Genomic DNA, 22,543 nt, shown 5'->3' with positions numbered 1-22,543 from the left:
CGGCGCCCCTACCTTGACAGGACCTCGGCATGAGGCTGCACGAAAACATCGATTTCACCACGCTCACTTGGGTCAAGCCCGAGCTGGACGAGACCCTGCGCCAGGCCCGCCAGGCGCTGGAGGCCTACGTCGAGGACGGCGAGGATCCGGGCCAGCTCAAGGCCTGCTCCAACTACTTGCACCAGGTGCAGGGCACCCTGCGCATGGTCGAGCTCTACGGCGCCGCGATGGTGGCCGAGGAAATGGAGCAGCTTGCCAAGGCGCTGGTCGAAGGCCGGGTCGCCGAGCGTGAGGTTGGCTACGCCGCGCTGATGCGCGGCATCGTGCAGTTGCCCGATTACCTCGAGCGCCTGCAGAGCGGCCATCGCGACATTCCCATCGTCCTGCTGCCGCTTCTCAACGACCTGCGCGAACCGCGCGGCGAGAAAGGCCTGTCTGAGTCGGTGCTGTTCTCGCCCGACCTGTCGCGCCCGCTGCCGCCCACCGCAGCCGGCCCGGCCGAGCCACTGGCGCCGGAAGAACTCAAGCGCCGCGCCGAAACCATGCGCAACCTGTTCCAGGGCGCGCTGCTGCGCTGGCTCAAGGATGACAACAGCCCGGCGACCATCCGCGACCTGACCGACGTTTGCGAACAGTTGGTCCCGATCACCGATTCCGAGCATGCGCGTCGCCTGTTCTGGGTCGCCGCCGGCACGCTCGACGCGCTTGCCAAGAATTCTTTCGAAGCCAGCAATCCCCTGAAGCAGGCGCTGGGCAAGGTCGAGCGCGAGATCAAGCGTCTGGCCGAAGGCGGCGATGCCGCGTTCCGTTCCGATCCGCCGCTTGAGCTGACCCGTCAGCTGCTTTATTTCGTGGCGCATGCGCCGACCGATCACGGCCGCATCGGCGAGATCCGCCAGGTGTTCGGCCTGGGCGAGTACATGCCCAGCGAGTCCGAGCTCGCGCACGCCCGCGGCAGCCTGAGCGGGCGCAACCGCGCGCTGCTGGCCACCGTGGCGGCGGCCATCAAGGAAGACCTGCTGCGCGTCAAGGACGCGCTCGACTTGCACCTGCGCACGCCCGAGGCTGCGGCCCTGGGTCTGAGCGACCAGGTGGAAGCGCTCGACCGCGTCGCCGACACCCTGGGCATGCTCGGCCTGGGCGTGCCGCGTCGGGTCGTGCAGGACCAGCGCACGGCCATCCATGCGCTGGTCAGCGGCGAACGCGTTGCCGACGAGTCGAGCCTGCTCGATATCGCGGGCGCATTGCTTTATGTCGAAGCCTCGCTGGACGACCAGGTCGCCCGCCTCGGCGAAGCCGACGAGGACGCCAGCGCTCCGATCGATGAGTCCCTGCTGCCTGGCACCGAAGCCCGCAAGGTGCTTGAAGTGCTCATCAAGGAAGCCATCGCCAATTTCGCGCAGGCTCGCCAGTGCTTCGTGGCCTTCGTCGAAACGCATTGGGACCACGCCCAGCTGGCCGACGTACCTCGCCTGCTGGAGGAAGTCGCCGGTGCCCTGCGCATCGTCGAGCTGGAAGAAGCGCCGCTTTACCTGACCGCTGTCCGCCGCTTCACCGAAAACGAGTTGCTGCGTCGCCATCGCGTGCCCAACGGCCAGCAGATGGACCGTCTGGCCGATTCGCTGGCCAGCCTTGAGTACTACCTCGAGGCCCTGCGCGACCGCCGGCCCAAGCGCGACCAGATCCTCGAAGTCGCTCGCCAGAATCTTGAATCACTCGGCTACTGGCCGCTGCCGCCGGAAGACGAAGTGGCTCCGGCCGCCGCGGTGTTTGCGGCGCCGCTGGTTCAGTCCGAGCCCGAGTCGCCGTCTGAGACGGTGGAGCCCGTACTTTCGCTCGACGACGCTGGCGCCGAGCTGGCAACCGCCGAAACATCCGACGCGGAAGCGCCGGCCGAGCCGGTGCTTGAATCGCCCGAGCCGGCGTTCGAGCCCATCGAGCTGACGACCGCGTTCGACCTGCCCGTCGACCTGCCCGTCGACGCGCCCGACGCGCCCGTCGCCGATGCGCCCGTTATCAGCTTCCAGCCGTCGCTTCCCGTCATCCCGGGCTTCGATGGCGCCAGTGACGAGATCGACGACGAGATCCGCGAGGTCTTCCTGGAGGAGTTCCAGGAAGAAATCGGCAACCTCGAGCAGTTGCTGCCGACCTGGCGCAAGCAGCCCGACAACAGCGAGCAGTTGCGTCCTATCCGGCGTGTGTTCCATACGCTCAAGGGCAGCGGTCGCCTGGTGGGCGCCAAGAGCTTGGGCGAATTCAGCTGGAAGGTCGAAAGCACGCTCAACCGGGTGCTCGACGGCACGCGCGCAGCCAGTCCGGCCGTCGTCTCGCTGATCGAGAACGCCTTCAACACCTTGCCGCTGCTGCGCGCCGCGCTGCAGGGCGAAACCGTGCACGCCGACCTGGAAGGCATCCAGGCTTTGGCCGATCGCGTGTCCGCGGGCGAGGAAGTGATGTACCAGCCGCCGCAGGCTGCGGCGGCGGCCGTGCCCGACGCGAGCCCGGTGGTTGAAGCCGAGCGGGCTTCGGCGCCTGAGCCCGAGCCTTCGATCCCGGAGCCGGCGGTCGTGTTCGCCCAGCTCGAAGAGCCTGAGCCGGAAGATGCTGGCGGGTTCGCCATCGATCCGGTGCTGTTCGAGATCCTCAAGCCGGAAGTCGCCGGCCATCTCGAGACGGTGGATGCCTGGTTGGCGTCCTGCGCCGCCAGTGGCCCGCAGCCGGTCACCGATCTTCTGCTGCGCGCGATTCACACCATGAACGGCGCCTTCGCGATGACCGAGGTCACCACGCTGACCGACGTGACCGCGCCGCTGGAAGGTTTCATGAAGCGCTCGGTCGCCGACCAGCGCACGCCCTCGGCCGAGGGTGTCTCGGTGGTCCGCGATGCGGCGGCCGCCATTCGCGAAGCCATCGTCGCGCTCGAGCGTCCGGGTGGCGTCGTGCCGACCTTCGCGCCGCTAACGGCGCGCGCCATGGCGCTGCGCGATGCGCTGCCGGAAGCCACCTCGGTCATCCCGCTGCATCCGGACGAACCCGTTACCGGCGTGATGCCGACACCGGTGCCGATGGAAGCGCCGGATCTGTCCGGCCTGCCCAGTTTCGACGCCCCGTCCGACAATGTGGAAGAAACGATGGCTCAGGAGCGGATCTCGCTCGAGGCCTTCCTGGACGACGCCCGTAGCAGCGACGAAATGCCGGCGTTCACGATTTCCGAAGCTCTCAGCGCCGGTCCGTCCGTCGACGAGTCCGCCGCTGCTGCCGAAGCCGCTGCTGCCGAAGCTGCTGCCGCTGAAGCCGCCGCTGCTGAAGCCGCCGCTGCTGAAGCCGCCGCTTCGGAAGCTGCTGCTGCCGAAGTTGCCGCCGCCGAAGCCGCTGCTGCCCAAGCCGCTGCCGCCGAAGCCATCGCTGCCGAAGCGGCTGCGCAGGCTGCTGCTGAAGCCGCCGCTGCTGAAGCCGCCGCTGCTGAAGCCGCCGCTGCTGAAGCCGCCGCTGCAGAGGCCGCGGCTGCGGAAGTAGCTGCCGCCGAGGCGGCCGCTGCGGAAGCTGCCGCCGCTGAGGCTGCCGCTGCCGAGGCTGCTATTGCCGAAGCCGCTGCTGAAGCCGCCGCTGCTGAAGCCGCCGCTATTGAAGCCGCCGCTGCCGAAGCTGCCGCCGCTGAAGCCGCTGCTGCCGAAGCCGCCGCTGCCGAAGCTGCCGCCGCTGAAGCCGCTGCTGCCGAAGCCGCCGCTGCCGAAGCTGCCGCCGCTGAAGCCGCTGCTGCCGAAGCCGCCGCCGCTGAAGCTGCCGCCGCTGAAGCCGCCGCTGCTGAAGCCGCCGCTGCTGAAGCCGCCGCTGCTGAAGCCGCCGCTGCGGAAGCTGCCGCTGCCGAGGCTGCTATTGCCGAAGCCGCTGCCGAAGTCGCCGCTGCCGAAGCTGCGTCGCAGACGCCTGCGGACGATTTCTATGGCATGACGATCGAAGAGCTCGAGGCGCTGACGTCGCCCGCGGGCGAGGCGATCGAGGACGATGCGGACGCCGAACACGCGGAAGCCGAGCACGCGGACGCCGAGCACGCGGACGCCGAGCACGCGGAAGCCGAAGAAGCTGCCGCCAGCCTTCAGGAAGAAGTTCCGGAGGCCGCCCACACGCCGGCCCACGCCCAGGTTCCGTTGGCCCAGGATCCGGACGACCCGGATGAAGCGCTCGACACCAGCGACATCGACGCGGATCTGCTCGACGTCTTCCTGGAGGAATCGGCCGACCTGCTCGACCATTCCGACAGCCTCTTGGCCGAGCTGCGCGACCGCACCACCGACCGCGAACTCGTCGTCGGCCTGCAGCGCGATCTGCATACGCTCAAGGGTGGCGCCCGCATGGCGGGTATCTTCCCGATCGGCGAGCTGGGCCACGCGATGGAGTCGCTGCTCGAGGTTGTCGCGGAAGGCAAGCGCGAGCTCGACCAGACCGGCGTGGTCGTGCTTGAGCGCGCCTTCGACCGTCTGCACGGCATGGTGACCCGCGTTGGCGAACGCAAGGCGCTTGCCTTGCCCGCCAACCTGATTGGCCAGATCGATGCGCTGGCCAAGGGCCGTGCGCTCGTGGCTGGCGAAGCGCCGGCCGCCGCTGCGCAAGAACGGCCCACCACCACGGCGCTCGATCGTCAGGCCGCCGCCGCCGAAGAAGCCGCCGTCAGCCGCCCGGTGTTCGCACCGACCACCGGTTCGGCCAGCGGCATGGCGCCGCTGTCCGCGCCTATCGACGCGCTGGATGAAGGCGAAGACATCGGTGGCGTCCGCGCGCCGCAGGAACAGGTCCGCATCCGCGCCGATCTGCTCGACCGCCTGGTGAACTACGCCGGTGAGGTCGCCATCTACCGCGCGCGCCTCGAACAGCAGCTCGGCGCCTTCCGCTCGAACCTCGGCGAACTCGGCCAGACCACGACCCGACTGCGCGAACAGCTGCGCAAGCTCGACATGGAGACCGAGGCGCAGATCATCGCGCGCTACCAGCGCGAGGGCGAAACCAGCGACGAGCAGTTCGATCCGCTCGAGCTCGACCGGTTCACCAACCAGCAGCAGCTGTCGCGTTCGCTCGCGGAGTCTGCGGCCGACTTGGTCAGCCTGCAGGGCTCGCTGGATGATCTGACGCGCCAGTACGAAACCCTGCTTCTGCAGCAGTCGCGCGTCAGCTCGGACCTGCAGGAAGGCCTCATGCGCACGCGCATGGTGCCCTTCGACGCCCTGGTGCCGCGCCTGCGCCGCGTGCTGCGCCAGTCCGGCAGCGAGACCGGCAAACAGGTCAACCTCAAGGTCGATGGCGCCAACGGCGAAATGGACCGCAACGTCCTTGACCGCATGACCGCGCCGCTCGAGCACATGCTCCGCAACGCGGTCGCGCACGGCCTGGAACTGCCGGCCGAGCGCAAGCAGGCGGGCAAGCCGGAAGAGGGCTTGGTCCGCGTGCAGGTCCAGCGTGAAGGCTCCGAAGTCGTGCTCAAGATCAGCGACGACGGCCGCGGCCTGGACAAGGAAGCGATTCGTACCAAGGCGATCGAACGCGGCTTGCTCAAGCCAGACGCCGAGGTCTCCGACGCCGCCCTGTACGGCTTCATCCTCGAAACGGGCTTCTCCACGGCACAGGTCGTCAGCCGCCTCGCCGGCCGCGGCGTGGGCATGGACGTGGTCTACAGCGAAATCCGCCAGCTTGGCGGCTCGCTCTCGATCACCTCGGAAGTGGGCAAGGGCAGTACCTTCACCATCCGCCTGCCCTTCACGCTGGCGGTGACCCAGGCCGTGTTCGTCAAGATCGGCGACACCAGCTTCGCGGTGCCGATCGCCTCGGTGCAGGGTGTGGGTCGCATGGGCCGGGCCGAGCTGGACAAGCAGCTCGCCACCGACAACCCCAGCTTCACCTACGCCGGCGAGTCCTACGCCATCCATGACCTCGGTTCACTGATCGGCCACGCCCAGGCGAAGGCCCAGGACAGCCTGCAGATGCCCTTGCTGCTGGCCCGTTCCGGTGACCTGCGCGCTGCGATCTGCATTGACCAAGTGCTGGGCAGCAAGGAAATCGTGGTCAAGCCGGTCGGTCCGCAGGTCAATTCGATCCCGGGCATCTTCGGCGCGACCATCATGGGTGACGGCCGCGTGGTCGTGATCCTCGACGTCGCCCCGCTGGTGCGTCGCCAGGCCAGCATCGATCGCAGCATCGAACGCGTGCCGGCCGCCCCGGCCCCGGTCGCGCGCCGCGTTCCGGCGGTGATGGTGGTCGACGACTCGATCACGATGCGCAAGGTCACCGGTCGCGTGCTCGAGCGTCACAACATGGAAGTGCTGACGGCGAAGGATGGCGTGGACGCCATCGAGAAGATGGCCGAGCGCGTGCCCGACCTGATGCTTCTCGACATCGAGATGCCGCGCATGGACGGCTACGAGCTGGCCCAGAACATGAAGTCGGACCCGCGCCTGAAGGACGTGCCGATCATCATGATCACCTCGCGTACCGGCGACAAACATCGCCAGCGCGCCTTCGACATCGGCGTGAACCGTTACCTCGGCAAGCCCTACCAGGAAGTGGAGCTGATGCGGAACGTGTTCGAGATGCTCGGCGTGGAGCCGGCCAATGCTTGAGTCGCCGGTTCGCGTCGCCCTGCTTGCCCGCCCCGGTGATGCCCGCGACCAACTTCGTCGTGCCTTGGCCGAGTTCGGCGCCCAGCTGGTGGTCGAAGGCGATCCCGCCGAACTTGATCCCGGTGCGGTCGCCAGCGAGAAGCCCACGGTGGTGCTGGTGAGTCTTGAGCCTGCGCTCGAGGATTCGCTGGAGCGCTTCGACGACCTGCTGTCTGCGCCTGGCATTGACGTGATGTACGACGACGCCGAGGTCACCCGCGGCCTCGATGGCTGGGACCTGGCCCGCTGGGCCCGCCACCTGGCGGCCAAGCTGGTGGGGTCGGATCTGCTGCCGCCGGCACCGAACGACGCCAACCATCTGCCGGTCCTCGACCTGTCGATGGAGCCGGGTGCACCGCGCACGCCGGCCCAGGAGATGGACGCCGAGAAGCTCGAGGACTACGCCGCCGAGTCGCTGGACTTGTCCGAGTGGGTTCCCACCAATCCCTCGCTGGCTGACGTGCCTGTGGCCGACACCCCGCCCGAGTCATCGGCTGCCTACGCTGAGCCAGAGGCTGCAATGGATCTGGAGCTGGGTGATCTGAACCTGGGCGATCTGGAACAGGCCATGGGTCGCCTGGACGTCCCGGTGGAGTCGTCGCGCGAGCCCGAGCAGGCGCATGAGGACCTGGAGTTCGACGCCAGCAGCTTCGACATCGACCTGTCTTCGCTGCCGGACGAAGGCGCGCCCATGGCGACGCTCAACGAGGCCGACGTCCTGTCCTTCAGTCTCGACGAATCCGCCGACGAGCCCCTGTTGGTCGACGCCGCACTTGACGGTGGCCCGGTTAATTTCTCGTCCTTCACCGACGAGGAAATCGTCGCCTCGGATAGCGTGGACGACGATGTCGCCGCGCTGGCCGCTCAGCTCGAGGCCTTCGAAGCCCAGGACCAGCGCCTGACCGCAAAGGACGCGGACTTCTCCCTGGATTTCGAGCCGAGCGCCGACATACCTTCGCAGCCCGCGCCGCAGGAGCCTGCAGTGCCGGCGCCTGCCGCGGCCACCGGCTCGATGTTCGGCGCGCTCGAACTGCTGCCCATGGACGGCAGCGAGGCACCAGCGCCGACAGAAGCGCCAGAAGCGCAAGCGCCGGCCTTCCGGCAGGCTGCCTCTGCGGCAGCGCTCAGCTTGGCCGAGGAAGGCTCGATGCATGGCAATGCCGCCACCCGCGGCGTGCTGCTGGTGCTCGCCGGCCTAGGCGGACCCGACGCCGTACGCCAGCTGCTGTCGGCCCTGCCGCCGACCCTGCCGGTACCGGTCTTGCTCTACCAGCACCTGGACACCGGCAAGCACGACCGCCTGGTGGGCCAGTTGGCCAAGGCCAGTCGGCTTCCGCTGGACTTGGCGGTCGAAGGCAAGCTCGCCTACCCGGGCCGCGTGGCGGTACTTCAGCCGGGCACGGGCGTGAGCCACCTCGACAACAGTTTCGAGTTCTCCGCTGCGGCCAGCCTGGCCGAGGTCGTGGCGTCCCTGCCGGCGGCCGACAGCGTGGTGCTGGTCCTCAGCGGTGCTGATCCCCTGGTCGTGCCCGCGGTGCTGGCGCTCAAGGACGGCGGTGCCGTGGTGCTGGCCCAGGATCCCGAGACCTGCTTCGACGCGACCGCCTCTGAACAGGTCATCGCCGCCGGCGCCGTCTCGGCCAACCACGCCGACCTGGCGCGGCTGACGATTGATTGCTGGAACTGACGAAAAGAATTCCGGAGTAGACCCATGACTGCCCAGCGCGATATCCGCGGCGTGTTGATCAACGTAACCCACGGGCGCCTGTTGCTGCCCAACGCCAGCGTGGCCGAAGTAATCACCTATTCGGACCCGGAACCGGTGGGCGATGCGCCCGAGTGGCTGCTGGGCCGCGTTCGCTGGCGCGGCTGGCGGCTGCCGCTGCTGTCGTTCTCGCGTCTGGCCGGCTGGTCCGGCGAAGACGGCCAGATGGGCGCCAAGGTCGCGGTGCTCAAGGCGCTGGGAAACAATCCGAAGCTGCCCTTCTTTGCGGTCTTGTCGCAGGGCTTCCCGCGCCTGGTAACGGTGTCGCGCGATGCGCTGTCGGAATCGCAGGACATGAAGGAAATGCCGCTGGGCGTGCATTCGCGCGTGACGCTCAACGATGACCCGGCCGTGGTGCCGGACCTGCTGAGCATCGAGCTGCTGATCCAGAAGGCGCTCGACCAGGCCCAGGTCGCGGCCTGATCCCAGGATAGGTAGGAGGGCCTTCAGGCCCGAAGCCTTTCGGCGAGAGGCTTCGGGCCTGAAGGCCCTCCTACATTGTTCCTACAGGTCGCCTTGGCGGGACTGCAGGGCGGCGATGGCCGCCAGCCCCGCGGTTTCGGTGCGCAGGATGCGCGGTCCCAGCCGCAGTCCACGGAAACCGGCCGCACGCAGCGTCGCCAGGTCACGCTCCGACAAACCGCCTTCCGGACCCACCACGAGCGTGATCGCCTCGGTGACCGGCAATGCCGACAGGCTTAGTTCGCCCTCCGGGTCCAGCATCAGCTTCAATCCGGCATGTTCGCCGCCGGCCCAGTGCGCCAGCGCCACCGGTGCCGACAGGGCCGGCACTCGGGCGCGACCGCTCTGCTCGCAGGCCGCGACCAGTACGCCTTGCCAGTGAGCCAAACGCTTGGCGGCGCGTTCGGCGTCGAGCCTGACTTCGGTGCGTTCGGTATTGATCGGGACGAAGGCGGCGACGCCAAGCTCGGTCGCTTTCTGCAGTACCAGGTCCATCTTCTCGCCCCGCGCGATGCCCTGGGCCAGGGTGATCGCCAGTGGCGATTCGTTGGCCAGCGCGCGTCGGCCGCTGAGCTTGGCCTCGGCGCCGCGCTTGCCCACCGCCACCAGTTGGGCGTCGTAGTCATGGCCGTCGCCGTTGAACAAAACCACGGCGTCGCCGACGCCCAGCCGCAGCACGCGGACCAGGTGGCCGGTCGCCGTTTCGGACAGCGCGACGGTGTCGCCGACGGCCAGCACCGCGTCAACGTGGCAGCGAATACTCCTCACGCGCCGGTCGCCGCTTCGATGGCGGAGCGGGTGACCGTCGCCAGGTGCTGCAGCTCCTCTTCGCCGACGCAGTAGGGCGGCATCCAGTAGAGGATGTCGCCCAGCGGCCGCAGCACCACGCCGCGTTCAAGCGCATGTCGGTAGGCGCGCAGGCCGCGACGATCGGCGGCGGCGAAGGGCGTTTTGCCGCGACCGTCGGCCGTCAGTTCGATCGCCAGGATCATGCCGGTCTGCCGGACTTCGGCCACGTTCGGATGATCCGCCAGCGGTGCCGCCAGCGCGGCCATGCGCGCGGCCGTGACGCGGTTGCGCGCCAGCACGTCGTCGCTGTCGAAGATGGCCAGCGACGCCAGCGCCGCCGCGCAGCCCAACGGGTTGCCGGTATAGCTGTGCGAATGCAGGAAGGCGCGCTCGCGCGAATCGTCGAGGAAGGCGTCGTAGACGGCGGCGGTCGTGAGCACCGCCGACATCGGCAGGAAGCCGCCGGTGAGGCCCTTTGACAGGCACATGAAGTCGGGCGAAATGCCGCCCTGTTCGCAGGCGAACAGCGTGCCGGTGCGGCCGAACCCGACCGCGATCTCGTCGGCGATCAGGTGCGCACCGTGCGCATCGCACAGTTCGCGCGCGCGCCGGAGGTAGGCCGGGTGGTGCATGCGCATGCCGCCGGCGCACTGCACCAGCGGCTCCAGGATCAGGGCGCTGACCTGGCCCGGGTGGCGCTCGAAGATCGCGGCCAGTTCGTCGGCGCGGCGCAGGGCGCAGGCCTCCGCGCTTTCACCGGGCTCGGCCGCGTAGGCGTCGGGCGAGGGTGCGAACAGCGGCTCGAGCAGCAGCGGTGCGTAGACCCGGCGATACAGGGGGATGTCGGCCATCGACAGCGCGCCCAGGGTCTCGCCGTGGTAGCCGTTGCCCAGCGCGATGAAGCGGGTGCGGCCGGTGTCACCGCGGTTGGCGTGGCTGTGGAAGCTCATCTTGAGCGCGATTTCGACCGCCGCCGATCCGTTGTCGCCGTAGAACACCCGCGACAGGCCCGGCGGCGCCTTGGCCAGCAGCGCTTCCGCCAGGGCCAGGCCCGGCGCGTGGGAGAAGCCGGCGTAGATCACGTGTTCGAGCTCGCGGGCCTGGACTGCGATGGCCTCGGCGATGCGCGGCTCGGCGTGGCCGAACAGGTTGGTCCACCAGCTGCTGACGGCGTCGAGATAGCGCACCCCGTCCACGCCCTCCAGCCAGGCCCCGCGGCCGCGGCGGATCGGCACCAGGGGCAGGGTGCCCGGGTGCTCCTTCATCTGGGTGCAGGGGTGCCAGACCACGGCCAGGTCGCGGTCGCGCCAGGCGTCGGCTTCCGCCTGCGGCGGGGTGGCGTGGGATTCGATGCTCATGCGCGAATGATCCGGCCCCCGGCCCGGTCTGTCCATGCAGGCGGCATCGCTGCCGGCCAGCGGCTAGAATCAGGGCATGTCCGAGCCCACTGACCGATCGCCGCCGCCCGACAGCGCGCGCCCCCTGCCCATCATCCATGCCCGCGAGGCGCTGGGCGCCGAGGGTGCCCGTCGCGAGAACCTGGACCTGGAGTTCAGCAACGGCGAGCGCCGGCGCTATCACCGCGCCCTGAGCAGCGGCCACGGCTCGGTCATCATTGCCGCGGTGCCTGATCGCGACACGGTGCTGCTGATCCGCGAATACGCGGCCGGCGTTCATCGTTACGAACTGGGCCTGCCCAAGGGCCGCATGGACGCGGGTGAAACCGTGCTGGAGGCCGCCAACCGTGAGCTCAAGGAAGAGGTTGGCTTCGGTGCCCGCAAGCTCACGGTCCTGCGCGCGATCACCCTGGCGCCCACGTACATGAACCACGAGATCCACCTGGTGCTGGCCGAGGATCTCTATCCCGAGCGCCTGCCCGGGGACGAGCCCGAGGAGCTCGAGGTCATCCCCTGGCGGCTCGATCGCCTGGACGAACTGATGCTGCGCGAGGACTGTTCGGAAGGCCGCTCCCTGGCGGCGCTCTTCATCGTGCGTGAAGTGCTGCGGGGCCGTGCGTGAGTCCGCGGCAGGAAGCCTGCATCGCCTTGGCCTATGAGGCAGGCGCGGCGATCCTGGCCGTCTACGCCCAGGATTTCGAGGTGCAACACAAGGACGACGCCTCGCCGCTGACGCAGGCCGACCTGGCGGCGCACCGGATCATCGTCGCGGGTCTGCGCGCGTTGACACCCGACATCCCGGTGTTGAGCGAGGAAGATGCCGACGTGCCCTGGTCGCTGCGGCAGACCTGGCCCCGGCACTGGCTGGTGGATCCGCTCGACGGCACCCGCGAGTTCGTGAAGCGAAACGGCGAGTTCACCGTCAACATCGCGCTGATCGAAGCGAACCGGCCGGTGCTGGGCGTCGTCTACGCGCCCGTGTCGGGCCTGCTGCTGCACGCGGCGGCGGGCGAGGGCGCCTGGTGTCGCACCGCCACCGGCGACGTCGCCGTCTCCAGCCGCCGCCCCGCCACCGCCCCGCTGCGCGTGGCCGCCAGCCGGTCGCACCTGGACCCGCGCACCGCCGCGGCGCTCGAGCGCATGGGCCAGACCGAGCGCATCGGCCTGGGGTCTTCGCTCAAGTTCTGCCGCATCGCCGAAGGCCAGGCCGACGTCTATCCGCGCTTCGGTCCGACCAGCGAATGGGACACGGCGGCCGCCCAGTGCGTGTTGGAAGCCGCCGGTGGCGCCGTACTTCGGCTCGATGGCCAGCCGCTGGACTACAACCGCAAGGCCTCGCTGCTCAATCCCGACTTCATCGCGCTGGGCGACGCCTCGCTGCCCTGGCGCGACTGGCTGGCGGAGCCGGCGCATGGCTGATATCCGCGAATTGATCGCCATCATGGCCCGCCTGCGCGACCCCGACGGCGGCTGCCCCTGGGACCTCAAGCAGGACTTCGCCAGCGTCGCGCCCTACACCATCGAGGAAGCCTACGAGGTCGCCGATGCGATCCAGCGCGGCGACATGACCGAGCTGCGCGACGAGCTGGGTGACCTGCTGCTGCAGGTGGTTTTCCACTCGCGCATGGCCGAGGAGGCCGGCCACTTCGTGTTTGACGACGTGGTCGCCGCCATCAACGACAAGCTGGTGCGCCGCCATCCCCACGTGTTCGGCGACGTCGCGGCCCAGGCCGATGCCGAGTCGCAGCTGGCCAACTGGGAACAGCTCAAGCGCCAGGAGCGCGAAGCCCGTGGCGAGCAGGACACCAGCGTACTCGCGGGCATCACCCGCGGCCTGCCGGAATGGCAGCGCGCGGTGAAGCTGCAGAAGCGCGGGGCGACGGTAGGCTTCGACTGGCCCGGCCCGACGCCGGTGATCGCCAAGCTGCACGAGGAAATCGAGGAGGTGCGGGTCGAGTTCGACGCCGTTGCCGCCGGTGATGAGGCGGCTCGCGACCGGCTGGAGGACGAGCTGGGTGACGTGTTGTTCGTGGTCGCCAATCTCACGCGGCATGCCAAGGTGGATTTCGGCGCCGCCCTGCGTCGCGCCAACGCCAAGTTTGAACGCCGGTTCCGGCGCATGGAGGGGCTGGCCGCCGAGGCGGGCACCGACCTGTCCCAGCTCGACCTGGCGGCCCAGGACGCGTACTGGAACCAGGCCAAGGCCGAAGAGAGGGCATCCCTCCTACACGGAGACAGCACGTCATGAGTCAGGGTTTTTCCAGCTTCCGCGAGTTCTATCCGTACTACCTGGGTGAGCACGCCAACAGGATTTGCCGGCGCCTGCATTTTTCCGGCAGCTGCGTGGCGCTGGGCTTCCTGGCGGCCGCCCTCGTCACGCTCAATGCCTGGTGGCTGTTGGGCGCCTTGGTCAGCGGCTACGCGTTTGCCTGGGTGGGCCATTTCTTCTTCGAACACAACCGGCCGGCGACCTTCAAGCACCCGTTCTATTCCTTCGCCGGCGACTGGGTCATGTTCAAAGACATGCTCACCGGCAAGATCGCTTTCTGAGTCGGGGCGCCCGCGGCCCGCGTTGACGCGGTCTTGCCGGCGGCTTCACGCCCGACTCACTGCTCCGGGCGTGTAATCTTCACAAAGCTGAAGACATCCTCTTCACCTCACGGAGAAAACCCATGCGACGTGATGACCCGGCCGGCCTGATCCTTGTGGTCGAAGACAACCGAAACCTTTCCGAAATGGTTGGCGAGTACCTGGAGTCCAAGGGCTTCGGCGTGGACTACGCCGGCGACGGCATGGACGGCTACCGCCTTGCCGCGGACAACAGCTACGACGTGATCGTGCTCGACCTGATGCTGCCGCGCCTGGACGGTCTGGAAGTCTGCCGCCGCCTGCGCAACGAAGCCAAGAAGTCGACCCCGGTGCTGATGCTGACCGCGCGCGACACCCTCAACGACAAGGTCAACGGCCTCGAGGCCGGCGCCGACGATTACCTGGTCAAGCCCTTCGCCATCCAGGAGCTCGAGGCCCGCGTGCGCGCCCTGATCCGCCGCGATCGTCGCCAGGTCAGCGCCGAGGTGCTCAAGGTGGCCGACCTAGTGCTCGACACCGCCAGCCTGCGCGTTACCCGCGCCGGTCAGGAGATTGCGCTGTCGCCGATCGGCCTGCGCCTGCTCACCATCCTGATGCGCGAGTCGCCGCGCGTGGTCACGCGCCGCGACATCGAGCGCGAGATATGGGGCGACGGGCTGCCGGATTCCGACACCCTGCGCAGCCACCTGTACAACCTGCGCAAGGCCATTGACCGGCCCTTCGATCGTCCGCTGCTGCACACCGTGCAGACCGCGGGCTATCGCATCGCCGACCTCGACGCGCCGCCGGCCGCCTGAGCGGCGAACAGGGCATGGCCAGCGCGCGCTCCGGGCTCCGCCGGAAGATTTGGGTTGCCTTCATCCTGCAGGCGGCGGCGATCAGTTTCGCCGCCGTGCTGGGTGTTTATGGCGCTTCCGCGGTGCTCAAGCACGTTCTGATCCAGCAGGCGCTGCAGGAAGAGGCCGGGCACTATTGGCAGCGTCTGGCCGCCGACCCTGCGGCGCAGGTGCCCGACACCTACAACATGACCGGCTTCCTGGTGCCCGCCGGCGGCAGCCAGGCCGCCCTGCCAGAGAACGTAAAGCCGCTGGAAGTCGGCTTCCACGCGCTGTCGCGGGCCGAAGGCGGCTCCCTGGTGCTGGTAGAGCGCGACGACAACGGCCACATGCTCTATCTGCTGTTCAAGCAGGAACAGGTGGACAACCTGGCATTCTGGTTCGGCATGGCGCCATTGGCGATCGTGCTGGTGGTGATCTACGTGATCGCCTGGACCACCTACCGCACGTCCAAACGCGCGGTGTCGCCGGTGATCTGGCTGGCCAGTCAGGTGCAGCGCTGGGACCCCAAGCATCCCGAAGCCAGCGCCCTGCGGCCCGAAAACCTGCCGGTGGACGTGGAAGGCGAAACCCTGGTGCTGGCCTCGTCGCTGCATGACTTCGCCAGCCGCATTGAAAGCTTCGTCGAGCGCGAGCGCGACTTCACCCGCGATGCCTCGCACGAGCTGCGCACGCCGCTGACGGTGATCCGCGTCGCCGGCGACATGATGGATGGCGACGACAGCCTGAGCCCGATGTCACGGCGTGCGCTGACGCGCATCCGCGGCGCCGGCCGCGACATGGAGGCGCTGATCGAAGCGTTCCTGATCCTGGCCCGCGAAGGCGACACCGGCCTGCCCGACGACGATTTCGCCGTCAGCAGCGTGGTCGAGGAAGAGGTCGAGAAGGCTCGCGTGCTGGTCGCGGGCAAGCCGATCGAGCTGCGGCTGGTGAAGGAAGACGACTTCAACCTGCATGCCCCGGCGCGGGTGCTGTCGGTGCTGCTGAGCAATCTGATCCGCAATGCCTGCCATTACACCGACGAAGGCAGCGTCACCGTGATCCTTCGAAGCGGCAGCATCGCCGTGGCTGATACCGGCGTGGGCATGACCTCTGACGAGCTGGCTCGCGTGTTCGAGCCCTTCTATCGTGGCGGCGACCGCAAGAAGGACGGCCAGGGCATCGGCCTGTCCATCGTGCAGCGGCTGTCGCAGCGCTATGGCTGGCCGGTACGGCTGGAGAGCGAGGCCGGCAAGGGCACCGTCGCCACCATCAGTTTCCCGCTGCGGCCACCCCTGGCCTGAGCTCCGCTGCGCCGGAGACGTTGCCGCGTCAACGCTCCCGGCACAAGCGCGTTACCTTTCCCTTGGTCAACAAACTTTTCCCGCCTGGAGCCACCATGTCGTCTGCGAAGCCCAACCCTCGCCCGATCCGCCGCCTGATAGTCATTGTTGCGGTGTTGGGACTTGCCGCGCTGGCCTGGTGGGCCTGGTCCGCGCGCGCGCCCGAGGCGGGCGGCGGCTTCCGCACCGGTGCGGTGGACCGCGGCGACGTCCGGGTGGTGATTTCGGCCACTGGCACCCTGCGCGCAACCACCACGGTGGACGTGGGTTCGCAGGTGTCGGGCCAGATGCAGGAAGTCCTGGTCGACTTCAACGACCGCGTTGAGAAAAACCAGGCGATCGCCCGGCTCGACGCGGCGCCGTTCCAGAGCCGGGTCAAGCAAACCGAAGCCGACCTGGCCAGTGCCCGCGCCGCGGTCAACGAGGCCAACGCGACGCTCAAGAACGCCGAAGCCGACTATGTCCGCAAGTCGGACCTGGCCTCGCGCCAGCTGATCGCGCGCAACGAACTCGACCTGGCGCTGGCGGCACGCGACCAGGCCCGCGCCCGCGTGGTTTCGGCCCAGGCCGGGGTGCAGCAGCGCCAGGCCGGGGTGGACAATGCGCGGCTCGACGTCGACTACACCACCATCCGTTCGCCCGTGGACGGCGTGATCCTGCTGCGCGCGGTCGAGCCCGGACAGACCGTGGCCGCCAGCTTCCAGACCCCGGTCCTGTTCCAGATCGCCGAGGACCTGGCCCAGATGCAGATTGACCTGAGCATCGACGAGGCCGATGTCGGCCAGATCCGCGAAGGCCTGCCGGTGTCGTTCACCGTGGACGCTTTCCGCGACCGCCAGTTCCAGGGTGAAGTGAAGCAGGTGCGGCTGTCGGCAACCTCCAACTCCAACGTGATCAGCTACCCGGTGGTGGTGCAGGTGGACAACGCTGACCTGAGCCTGCTGCCGGGAATGACCGCCAGCGCCGAGATCGTGGTGAGCCGTCGCGAGGCGGTGCTGCGGGTGCCCAACGCCGCGCTGCGCTACACCCCGCCGACTGTCGATGCGGCGACGCCGGCGGCCAGCCGCGGCGGCGCCGGCCAGGACCTGCCGCGCATCGCCGATGCGCTCAAGCTCGACGCCAACCAGCGCGCCGCATTCGACGCCGCGCTGGCGCAGATGCAGGAGCGGGCCGCCGCTCGCACGTCCGGACGCCCGGCAGGCACCGGCAACGGCGGTGCGCCGTCGGGCGCGACGGGTGCCGCGGCCGCACCTTCGGCCGAGGCGATACGCCAGCGCATCACCGAGGCGATGAATCGAAACTTCAGCGACTTCCGCGCCACTCTCTCGGAAGAGCAGCGCGCGCGTTGGGATGAAGAACTTCTTGCGCTGGCATCAGCCCGCCGCGGCGTGGTGTGGGTGCTGGATCAGGGCGAGCCGCGGGTCGTGCCGGTACGCCTGGGCGTCTCCGACGGTACCGTCACCGAGGTTTCCGGCGAACTGGCCGAGGGCGATGCGGTGATCACCGGCCAGGAGCGTCCGGCGGCATGACTGCGATTGCGCCGATGATCGAGCTGGCCGGCCTGCAAAAGGTCTATTCGCCCGGCACGCCGGCTGAAGTGGTGGCCCTGCGCGGCGTGGACCTGGTGGTGCCGCGCGGGGAGTTTCTCGCCATCATGGGCGCCTCCGGCTCCGGCAAGTCGACGATGATGAACATGATCGGCTGCCTCGACCAGCCGACCGCGGGCCGCTACCTCTGCGATGGCGTGGACGTCGCCAGCCTCGACGCCACTGAACGCGCCAAGCTGCGTCTGGAAAAGATCGGCTTCGTTTTCCAGGGCTTCAACCTGCTGTCGCGCCAGACCGCCTTGGAAAACGTGATGATGCCGCTGGTTTACTCCAGCATGCCGGTCGCTGAGCGGGCGCCGCGCGCGCTGGCGGCGCTGGCTGAAGTGGGCCTGGCCGATCGCGCCGGGCACCGACCCAGCGAGCTTTCCGGCGGCCAGCAACAGCGCGTCGCCATCGCCCGCGCCCTGATCAACCAGCCGCCGCTGCTGCTGGCCGACGAGCCGACCGGCGCGCTCGATTCGCGCACCAGTGAAGAAATCATGGCCTTGTTCGAGCGACTGCAGGCGGGCGGCCGCACCATCGTCATCATTACCCACGAGCGGCCGATTGCCGCTCATGCCGACCGCATCGTGGTGATGCACGACGGTCAGCTGTATCCGGACGGCTGGATTCCCCAGGAGGACGCCGCATGACCTTCCCCGACGTACTGCGATCGGCGGTGTTTTCTCTGCGCGGCAATTTCATGCGCAGCATCCTTACCGCGCTGGGCGTCATCATCGGCATCGCCGCGGTCATCGTCATGGTCTCGGTGGGCCAGGGCACCCAGAGCGAGCTGGACGAGATGATCTCGCGTCTGGGTTCGAACCGGCTCGAGGTGTTTGCCTCCTCGTCGCGCCAAGGAACGGTGCGCGGCGCCGCAGGCACCGCGGCCAGCCTCACCGACGACGATGCCGAGGCCATCCGGGGCGAAATTCCCGAGATCCAGTACGTGGCCACCTCAATTCGCGGCGGCGGCCAGGTGGTGTTCGCAGAGAGCAACTGGTCCACGAGCTGGCAGGGCATCAATGCCGACTACTTCCCGGTCAACGACTGGCAGTTCGCGCTGGGCGATGGCTTCAGCGCCCGCGACTACAGCTCCGCGGCCAAGGTCGTGGTGCTGGGCGAAACCGTACGGCGCGAGCTGTTCGGCGACACCGACCCGATTGGCGCGACCATTCGCCTGGGCCGTGTGCCGCTGCGCGTGGTCGGCGTGCTGGTGTCGAAAGGGCAGGGCAACTGGGGCCAGGACTCCGACGACATCATCATGGTTCCGCTGGAAACCGGCCGGCGCCGACTGGCCACCGCCGCCGCGGCGGTCAGCACCCCGGCCACCGCCACGCCCACTGCCCGCACCACGGCCAGCGTGCCGCGCCAGGCCAGTACCGTGCAGCAGATATCGGTGATGGTCGGGCGCGCCGAGGACCTGGCTTACGTCGAGGAACAGATCAACGAGCTGCTGCGCCAGCGGCATCGGATCGCGCCCGGCGCCGACGACGATTTCGCCGTGCGCAACATCGCCGAGATTGTCAGCACCCGCACCCAGACCACGCGGCTGATGTCGCTGCTGCTGGGCGCGGTGGCCAGCATTTCGCTGCTGGTCGGGGGCATCGGCATCATGAACATCATGCTGGTGTCGGTCACCGAACGGATCCGCGAGATCGGCCTGCGCATGGCGGTGGGCGCGGGCCCGAAGGAAATCCAGGCGCAGTTCCTGGCCGAGGCCATGCTCATTTCCCTGGGAGGCGGATTCATCGGCATCGCCCTGGGCGTGGGTGGCGCCCTGCTGGCCAGCAAGTTCGGCGCGCTGCCGGTGATGCTCGATGCCCAAGTGGTGCTGATGGCCACGGGCTTCTCGGTCGCGACCGGCCTGTTCTTCGGCTACTACCCGGCGCGGAAGGCAGCGCGGCTCGATCCGATCGAGGCGCTGCGCCACCAGGGCTGAAGTCGGGCCCTGCACGGCATCTTCGCCGGAGCCGGCTAGACTGTCGGCTTTCGTCGTTCCCGGAGGTTCCGTCGCCATGATCCGTCTCCTGTTCGCCCTTGCCGTCGCGGCGGTGGTTTCCGCCGCGCCCGCCCACGCCGCCGTGGCGCCCACGGCCCTGGTCATCCACGGCGGCGCCGGCGTGATCGAGCGCGGCGCACTTTCCCGCGAAGACGAGCGCGCCGTTCGCGCGGCCTTGGATCGCGCGCTCGACGCCGGCCACGCCGTGCTCAAGGACGGTGGCAGTGCGCTTGACGCCGTCACCGCGACCATCGTCGTGCTGGAGGAGTCGCCCTGGTTCAATGCCGGCAAAGGCGCGGTGTTCAACGCCCAGGGTGGCCACGAGCTCGACGCGGCGATCATGGAAGGTCACACCCGCCGGGCCGGCGCGGTGGCCGGCGTGAGCACGGTGCGCAGTCCGATCCGGCTCGCACGCGCCGTGATGGAACAGTCGCCGCACGTGATGCTGGCCGGGGCCGGCGCCGAGGCGTTCGCCGACACGCAGCCTGACATCGAACGCGTCGCGCCGGACTGGTTCGATACCGATCGCCGCCGCGAACAGCTTGATCAGGCGCAGTCGCGCGAGCGCGCGGCCCTGCTGCCGGCGCCGGGGGCCTATTTCGGCACCGTTGGCGCCGTGGCGCTGGACGCGCAGGGCCATATCGCCGTCGCCACCTCCACCGGCGGCATGACCAACAAGCGCTGGGGCCGGATTGGCGACGCGCCGGTGATCGGCTCCGGCACCTGGGCTGATGCCGACTGCGGCGTTTCCGGCACTGGCTGGGGCGAGTTCTATTTGCGCACCGCGGCGGCGCACGCCATCTGCGCGCGGGTCGGGCTGCGCGGCGACTCACTCGCGACCGCGGCGCACGCCGTGATCAACGAGGAGATCGTGGCCCTCGGCGGCGACGGTGGCGCGATCGCGCTCGATCGCCGCGGCAACATCGCCATGCCCTTCAACACCAGCGGCATGTACCGCGGCTGGATCAAGCCCGACGGCAGCCGCGGCACCGCGGTTTTCCGCGAAGAGTGAGCCGGATCCGACGCGCCGCCAACGGCGCTTTCATCTTCGTCCTGGCGGCGCCGTTCGCGGCGGCCCAGGACGCGGATGCGCCGCGCGAGACCGCGGCACCGACGCTGGAGCCAGTGAACGTCACCGCGATCCGACGCGAGGCCAGCGTGTTCGACACGCCGGCGGCGGTGTCGGTGCGCACCGCGCCCGAGGCCGCGCCGGGACTGAATCTTTCCGAGTGGCTGGGCGGCATCCCCGGCCTGCTGGCCCGCGATCGCCAGAACTATGCCCAGGACACCCAGGTGTCGATCCGGGGCTTCGGCACGCGCGCCAGCTTCGGCATCCGTGGCCTGCGGGTGATCATCGACGGCATTCCGGCTACCCAGCCCGACGGCCAGTCCCAGCTCTCGCACGCCAACCTGGCCACCGCCGAGCGGGTGGAAGTGCTGCGCGGGCCTTTCTCGGCGCTCTACGGCAATTCTTCGGGCGGCGTGATCCAGCTCTTCAGCGGCGAGGGGCAATCGCCCGGCGAAGCGCGCTTCGGCGCCACGGCATCGGACGCCGGCGGCGAGCGGCTGTCGGCGAGCCTGCGCACGCGCTGGCGCGGCACGGGCGTGGTGGCCGGGCTGTCGAAGCTGCGGGTGGACGGCTATCGCCCGCAGTCGGCGGCCGAGCGCACGTCGTTCAACACGCGCCTGCACTGGCCGGCGGAAGGCGGCGACGGCGCCGCGCTGGTGTTCAACTATTTCGACGCGCCCGATGCACAGGACCCGCTCGGCCTGGATCGCGACCAGCTCCGCGCCGACCCTGGCCAGGTGGCGCCGCAGGCGCTGGCCTTCAACACGCGCAAGTCGGTGCGCCAGGCGCAGCTGGGCGGCACCTGGTCGCGGCACCTGGGCAGGGCCGAACTGCAGGCCATGGCCTACGCCGGACAGCGCGATATCGAGCAGTACCTGGCCATCCCGGCTTTCGTGCAGGGCAATCCGCTGCAGTCGGGCGGCGTGATTGATCTGGGCAGCGACTACCGCGGCGGCGAGCTGCGGCTGGCGGGCGAGTCGGCACTGGCCGGGCGCCCGCTGCAGTGGACCGCGGGCCTGGGCTGGGAAGGGCTGGTACAGCAGCGCCGGGGCTTCGAGAATTTCGTGGGCGCTCGCTTGGGTGTGCGCGGTGCGCTGCGACGCGACGAGCGCAACGAGGTCACTTCCTTCGACCAGTTCGGGCAAGCGGACTGGCGTTTCGCGAAGGACTGGTCGCTGCAGGCGGGGCTTCGCCACAGCCAGCTGCGCTTCGCCTCGGCCGATCGCTACGTCACGACCGCCAATCCCGACGACAGCGGCGCCGTCGACTTCGCGCGCTGGACGCCGGTACTGGCGCTGCAGTGGCGGCTGCGGCCAACGCTGAACCTGCACGCCAGCCTCGGCAGCGGCTTTGAAACGCCGACCTTGGTGGAGCTCGCGTATCGGCCCGACGGCAGCTCCGGGCTCAATCTCGACCTGCGTCCGGCGCGCAGCCGCAGCCTTGAGCTGGGCATGAAGTGGCGGCCGCGCCGGGGGTTCAGCGCCGACCTCGCGCTGTTTCGCACCGAGACCCGCGATGAGCTGGTGGTGGCGACCAATGCCGGCGGTCGCGCAAGTTTCTCCAACGCGGCACGGACGCGGCGCGACGGGCTGGAGCTGGCGCTGACGGCGGCCCTGGGCGAGTCGATGTCGCTGCAGCTGGCATGGACCCAGCTCGATGCCCGCATGCGCGAGGACTACCTGGCCTGCACCGGCGCGCCGTGTTTCGCGCCGACCCAGCGGGTGGCGAGTGGCAGCCGCCTCGCCGGTGTGCCGCAATCGCAGGGCCAGCTGCGCTGGGACGGCTGGCGCGGGGACTGGCGCGGCTTCGCCGAGGTGCGCGGGCTGTCCGCCGTCAGCGTCAACGACGTCGGCAGCGAACGCGCCCCGGGATACGTGCTGCTGGACCTGGGCCTGACCTGGTCGGCGACGCCGCGGGTCGAGGCCTTCCTGCGGGTGGACAACGCCTTCAACCACCGCCACGTCGGCTCGGTGATCAGCAACGACGGCAACGGCCGCTTCTACGAACCGGGTGCGCCGCGCACCCTTTGGCTGGGTCTGGACCTGCTCAAGGTCCTGGACTGAGCGCGGCGCACACCGC

At 69.2% G+C, this 22,543-nt stretch carries 14 protein-coding genes and 2 pseudogenes; 14 read left to right on the top strand and 2 right to left on the bottom strand.

Annotated elements, in window-relative coordinates:
* Positions 1–74: 74 nt before the first annotated feature.
* From ACYVGY_RS05980 to ACYVGY_RS05970, 3 genes and pseudogenes are all read left to right on the top strand, one after another.
* Positions 75–6,608 (top strand): annotated as a pseudogene (locus tag ACYVGY_RS05980) (Hpt domain-containing protein); the annotation flags it as partial.
* Positions 6,601–8,334 (top strand): chemotaxis protein CheB, encoded by a 1,734-nt coding sequence (locus ACYVGY_RS05975; RefSeq protein WP_460456553.1) that lies wholly within the window; start codon positions 6,601–6,603, stop codon positions 8,332–8,334. The pseudogene ACYVGY_RS05980 and the gene ACYVGY_RS05975, both read left to right, overlap by 8 nt.
* A 24-nt stretch (positions 8,335–8,358) precedes the next feature.
* On the top strand, positions 8,359–8,835 hold the full coding sequence (locus ACYVGY_RS05970) for a chemotaxis protein CheW (protein ID WP_460456552.1): 477 nt from the start codon (positions 8,359–8,361) through the stop codon (positions 8,833–8,835).
* 81 nt (positions 8,836–8,916) lie between these two features.
* Here ACYVGY_RS05970 and ACYVGY_RS05965 read toward each other — a convergent pair whose 3' ends face one another.
* Positions 8,917–9,642, bottom strand: coding sequence for a 16S rRNA (uracil(1498)-N(3))-methyltransferase (locus ACYVGY_RS05965; RefSeq protein ID WP_460456551.1), 726 nt, complete (start codon positions 9,640–9,642; stop codon positions 8,917–8,919).
* Positions 9,639–11,021 (bottom strand): adenosylmethionine--8-amino-7-oxononanoate transaminase, encoded by a 1,383-nt coding sequence (bioA, locus tag ACYVGY_RS05960; RefSeq protein WP_460456550.1) that lies wholly within the window; start codon positions 11,019–11,021, stop codon positions 9,639–9,641. Before bioA ends, ACYVGY_RS05965 begins: the two co-directional genes overlap by 4 nt.
* A 76-nt stretch (positions 11,022–11,097) precedes the next feature.
* On the opposite strand from bioA, the gene nudE reads away from it, so the two are divergent.
* The 11 genes and pseudogenes from nudE to ACYVGY_RS05905 all read left to right on the top strand — a co-directional run bounded on the left by nudE (position 11,098) and on the right by ACYVGY_RS05905 (position 22,527).
* Entirely contained in the window at positions 11,098–11,682 is a 585-nt protein-coding gene (gene nudE, locus ACYVGY_RS05955) for an ADP compounds hydrolase NudE (RefSeq protein WP_460456549.1), read from the top strand.
* The gene (gene cysQ, locus ACYVGY_RS05950) at positions 11,679–12,479 is read left to right on the top strand and encodes a 3'(2'),5'-bisphosphate nucleotidase CysQ (protein ID WP_460456548.1); all 801 of its coding nucleotides are present in this window, start codon (positions 11,679–11,681) and stop codon (positions 12,477–12,479) included. The genes nudE and cysQ overlap by 4 nt, the downstream gene beginning before the upstream one ends.
* Positions 12,472–13,278, top strand: a pseudogene (gene mazG, locus ACYVGY_RS05945) (nucleoside triphosphate pyrophosphohydrolase); the annotation flags it as partial. The gene cysQ and the pseudogene mazG, both read left to right, overlap by 8 nt.
* A 26-nt stretch (positions 13,279–13,304) precedes the next feature.
* A complete protein-coding gene (locus tag ACYVGY_RS05940) occupies positions 13,305–13,610 on the top strand; it encodes an Mpo1-like protein (RefSeq protein ID WP_460456547.1) in 306 nt (101 codons plus the stop codon).
* Between the two features lie 122 nt (positions 13,611–13,732).
* Positions 13,733–14,446: a response regulator transcription factor gene (locus tag ACYVGY_RS05935; RefSeq protein ID WP_034213965.1), complete on the top strand. Its 714-nt coding sequence runs from the start codon at positions 13,733–13,735 to the stop codon at positions 14,444–14,446.
* 14 nt (positions 14,447–14,460) lie between these two features.
* Positions 14,461–15,768 (top strand): sensor histidine kinase, encoded by a 1,308-nt coding sequence (locus ACYVGY_RS05930; RefSeq protein ID WP_460456546.1) that lies wholly within the window; start codon positions 14,461–14,463, stop codon positions 15,766–15,768.
* 95 nt (positions 15,769–15,863) lie between these two features.
* Positions 15,864–17,336 carry an efflux RND transporter periplasmic adaptor subunit gene (locus tag ACYVGY_RS05925; protein ID WP_460456545.1) on the top strand — a complete coding sequence of 491 codons (1,473 nt, stop codon included), beginning with the start codon at positions 15,864–15,866 and terminating at the stop codon, positions 17,334–17,336.
* Complete coding sequence (locus tag ACYVGY_RS05920; protein WP_460456544.1) at positions 17,333–18,046, top strand: ABC transporter ATP-binding protein; 714 nt, start codon at positions 17,333–17,335, stop codon at positions 18,044–18,046. Before ACYVGY_RS05925 ends, ACYVGY_RS05920 begins: the two co-directional genes overlap by 4 nt.
* Positions 18,043–19,335: an ABC transporter permease gene (locus ACYVGY_RS05915; protein ID WP_460456543.1), complete on the top strand. Its 1,293-nt coding sequence runs from the start codon at positions 18,043–18,045 to the stop codon at positions 19,333–19,335. The genes ACYVGY_RS05920 and ACYVGY_RS05915 overlap by 4 nt, the downstream gene beginning before the upstream one ends.
* Positions 19,336–19,411: 76 nt before the next feature.
* A complete protein-coding gene (locus ACYVGY_RS05910) occupies positions 19,412–20,407 on the top strand; it encodes an isoaspartyl peptidase/L-asparaginase family protein (protein ID WP_460456542.1) in 996 nt (331 codons plus the stop codon).
* Positions 20,404–22,527: a TonB-dependent receptor family protein gene (locus ACYVGY_RS05905; RefSeq protein WP_460456541.1), complete on the top strand. Its 2,124-nt coding sequence runs from the start codon at positions 20,404–20,406 to the stop codon at positions 22,525–22,527. The genes ACYVGY_RS05910 and ACYVGY_RS05905 overlap by 4 nt, the downstream gene beginning before the upstream one ends.
* The last annotated feature ends 16 nt before the right edge of the window (positions 22,528–22,543 follow it).

It is taken from the genome of Arenimonas alkanexedens (assembly GCF_054781355.1).
Note: the sequence above shows the minus strand (reverse complement) of the source record. Positions and strands in the feature narration are given on the sequence as shown.